General features: G+C 35.6%; 5 protein-coding genes and 2 pseudogenes. 1 reads left to right on the top strand and 6 read right to left on the bottom strand.

Translation table 11 applies throughout. The features are described 5' to 3' along the window. Positions 1-257 (top strand): annotated as a pseudogene (locus H6A34_RS14050) (IS4 family transposase); the annotation flags it as partial. A gap of 14 nt (positions 258-271) precedes the next feature. Here the strand turns inward: H6A34_RS14050 and H6A34_RS14045 are convergent. The 6 genes and pseudogenes from H6A34_RS14045 to H6A34_RS14020 all read right to left on the bottom strand — a co-directional run. Beyond that, positions 272-811, bottom strand: a complete 540-nt coding sequence (locus tag H6A34_RS14045) for a glycosyltransferase family protein (protein ID WP_205106023.1) — start codon at positions 809-811, stop codon at positions 272-274. Positions 812-846: 35 nt separating this feature from the next. Then, positions 847-1,698 carry a glycosyltransferase family 2 protein gene (locus H6A34_RS14040; protein WP_205106022.1) on the bottom strand — a complete coding sequence of 284 codons (852 nt, stop codon included), beginning with the start codon at positions 1,696-1,698 and terminating at the stop codon, positions 847-849. Further along, positions 1,679-1,963 (bottom strand): LbetaH domain-containing protein, encoded by a 285-nt coding sequence (locus H6A34_RS14035; protein ID WP_205106021.1) that lies wholly within the window; start codon positions 1,961-1,963, stop codon positions 1,679-1,681. The genes H6A34_RS14040 and H6A34_RS14035 overlap by 20 nt, the downstream gene beginning before the upstream one ends. Positions 1,964-2,067: 104 nt before the next feature. After that, on the bottom strand, positions 2,068-2,361 hold the full coding sequence (locus H6A34_RS14030; RefSeq protein WP_205106020.1) for a hypothetical protein: 294 nt from the start codon (positions 2,359-2,361) through the stop codon (positions 2,068-2,070). Between the two features lie 34 nt (positions 2,362-2,395). Further along, positions 2,396-2,731 (bottom strand): hypothetical protein, encoded by a 336-nt coding sequence (locus H6A34_RS14025; RefSeq protein ID WP_205106019.1) that lies wholly within the window; start codon positions 2,729-2,731, stop codon positions 2,396-2,398. Between the two features lie 33 nt (positions 2,732-2,764). After that, positions 2,765-3,021, bottom strand: a pseudogene (locus tag H6A34_RS14020) (IS4 family transposase); the annotation flags it as partial.

Here is a 3,021-nt window from a genome sequence, read left to right as displayed (position 1 = left end):
AGCACCTCAAGATAAAGAAATTCTGGGGCACAACAGAGAACGCCGTCCGCATACAAATCAGTGTGGCTATTATCACATACTGTCTTGTGGCTATTGTCCAACATGATATGAAGTTGAAACGCTCAACCTATGAAGTTTTGCAAATTCTCAGCATATCATTGACAGACAAAACCTACTTGCGTGACCTGTTCGACAAGACTAATTTCAATGATGTCAAAGATCTAAATGATCCCCTGATTCCGGGGCTTTTTGATTAATTGTTTAACTCGTCTCATTTTAACGGGACACTAATGAATGCTTTATATGAATTTGGATAAAGACGTTTTATATCTGACGGATATCCATGTAATACGAATGCAAAGGGAACATTAAAAATAAACTTACATTTACTGGCGACCTCCAATACAGGGTTGTCAAAATGGCCTAAAATAATATCCGGAAAAATGTTGCCTTGTGATAAGTAGGATTTTATTTCGTCAATCAGCCCATTGATAATTCCTTTACTATATCGTATTTTAGGGATTGGTTTATACATAGGTATTTTGTGAATAGATACGCCGTCAAGTTCATAAGACAAACTATGGTTTAACCGTTTGGTCAATGTGCCGTTGGTAAATTGTGCTATATAGTTAGGACAAAACTCAGCAATTTTGTGCAGGATTGTAGAATATTGCGGATACAAGTAAATCACATGGACTTGATGTCCCATTTTCACCCATTCTTTAGTCCAATAGTGGCAGACAGAAGAACTACGTATTGTTTTTGTCCCTTTTTCGTCAGGATAAACTTGGGTAATTAGTAATATATTCATCGGCATTATAGTATATTGCAGAAAAAAGAGCACTTTTAGCTTTTTATTTTCGTATGATCCACAGTGAAAAGTACATTTATATGGAGTTTAACAAACCATAATATAGCTTTATATAAAGGGTAAAACTTTCGGTTGAGATGAAAATCTTCCAATGGATTGTAGCCTAGTGGAGAATATAGAAGTTTAAAGCGTTTCCATAGGGGGTATTGTTTGCGTCTGAATATTGGAATGGGATTATTCCTGTTACACTTTCCGTAAAATCCTGGAGCAATATATGATTTAACGCCCAATTTACCTGCCCTTAGACCATATTCTATGTCACCGAATGAATGATGGAAATACGGGTCATTAAGTCCGACTATGTCAAATACACTGTTTGGAATAAGCACTATGTTCCCATTAAAAGTAGAACATTCTATATCTTGTTCTGCTAATGGGGCAACAATACTGTGCTTTTTGTCTTTTTTCCTTCCACCGTATGACAAATTACCTTTCTCATCAATGGTTGAACCTACAATTATGCTACGATTATCATGTTTCATTGAGCATTCTACTAATCGAGCAATAGAATCGCCCATCAAGACAGTATCATCATTCAGCCACAGATAATAATCCGGATGCGTTTTGGCAGCTTCAGTCCAAGCTTGATACATTCCACGATTCCAGAATAAATCCCCTTTTCCACTTATTATATGTGTATCAGGAAATTCGTCAAGCACGCTCTGCGCTGTTCCATCTGTACACCCATCATCCGTAAGAAAGACCTCTATCTGTATGCCTTTAACATGATTATTGTTAAGTGCTCGGAGGCAATTGATGGTTTTTGCTTTCCTGTTGTGTACGGTCAATATTGTAGCAATTGTTATTTCAGTTCTTTTCTGAAGCATAATCCCAATAAACTCTTTGTTTCAATACTCTGTTAGGTTGGCCTCCAAAAACAACACATTCCATATCATTGGATTTAGTTATAATGTTACCAAATGGTACTATTGTGTTCTTGGCCAAATGAACACCTTTCATTATTGTACATTTAGCTGCAAGCCAAACATTCTCTCCCAAATGAATTCCACGATTATCATTTACACGTTTTTGGTTATCAAGAGATTTTACGGAATGTCCATCAGAATCAATAATGGATATATCCCATCCCAAACGTACATTAGTGTCGCAGACCAAACTTTTAGCTATGGAAATCACACAGCCATAATTAGCGGAAAATCCATTCCCTAATATTATACTGGCATTGTTGCCAATATTTAATACCCCCCTCGAGCAATGGAGGCCTTCCCTATAACATCAAGGCAGGAATTATTGCCTATGCTTACAAAAGAAGTGTAAGCTTTTCCGTGATGGAAACTCCCTTCGCCTACTCCGATTTTCAGGCATGCAAATGATGGATTACGTAATATAACTGCACCTTTTGTCAATGTGCCAAATTTTGTATGTGGACCAATGATGGCATAAAAATTTAGCATATTCCGAATTCCGAAAATCTTATAATTAAAATACAATGTATTTATGCTTGTTTGTAAGAGTTCAGTAATATTCATATCTCTATCAAATTAATCATTAAAATGATAAACATTATATAATTATCCGTTTAAAATATCTGATTGAAATATTATTAATTATGCCATAAACATAAATCGATATTTTAGTTTTAATTGAAGGAGAAACCAAGTTTTTACCTGTAGTGCCAGAAACTCCAATAACATTTAGTGGAAATAGAGCGATTTTTGCTGGGCGTCCCATTTTTATCCAATTTAAGAATTCATTAAAACAGATGGTTTCAAAATACACGTGAGCAGTTTCGTTGATGTTATTAATTTTAGATGTGATTTTTTCATAATATTCAACTGGAGCAATAATTAGCCGGCTGTTAATTAATCTTTGCCTTTTCATTTTAATATTATGAATCATTAGTGTCCCGTTAAAATGAGACGAGTTAAACAATTAATCAAAAAGCCCCGGAATCAGGGGATCATTTAGATCTTTGACATCATTGAAATTAGTCTTGTCGAACAGGTCACGCAAGTAGGTTTTGTCTGTCAATGATATGCTGAGAATTTGCAAAACTTCATAGGTTGAGCGTTTCAACTTCATATCATGTTGGACAATAGCCACAAGACAGTATGTGATAATAGCCACACTGATTTGTATGCGGACGGCGTTCTCTGTTGTGCCCCAGAATTTCTTTATCTTGAGGTGCT

The organism is Marseilla massiliensis (genome assembly GCF_016899855.1).
In the GTDB taxonomy this organism is placed as follows: Bacteria; Bacteroidota; Bacteroidia; order Bacteroidales; family Bacteroidaceae; genus Prevotella.
The sequence above is the reverse complement of the archived record's forward strand: the minus strand, read 5'-3'. Positions and strand labels throughout refer to the sequence as shown.

What these genes read in the sequence shown, in the direction of transcription:
- H6A34_RS14045 (WP_205106023.1), bottom strand. Translation starts at nt 811, where the DNA reads ATGAATATATTACTAATTACCCAAGTTTATCCTGACGAAAAAGGGACA.
- H6A34_RS14040 (WP_205106022.1), bottom strand. Translation starts at nt 1,698, where the DNA reads ATGCTTCAGAAAAGAACTGAAATAACAATTGCTACAATATTGACCGTA.
- H6A34_RS14030 (WP_205106020.1), bottom strand. Translation starts at nt 2,361, where the DNA reads ATGAATATTACTGAACTCTTACAAACAAGCATAAATACATTGTATTTT.
- H6A34_RS14025 (WP_205106019.1), bottom strand. Translation starts at nt 2,731, where the DNA reads ATGATTCATAATATTAAAATGAAAAGGCAAAGATTAATTAACAGCCGG.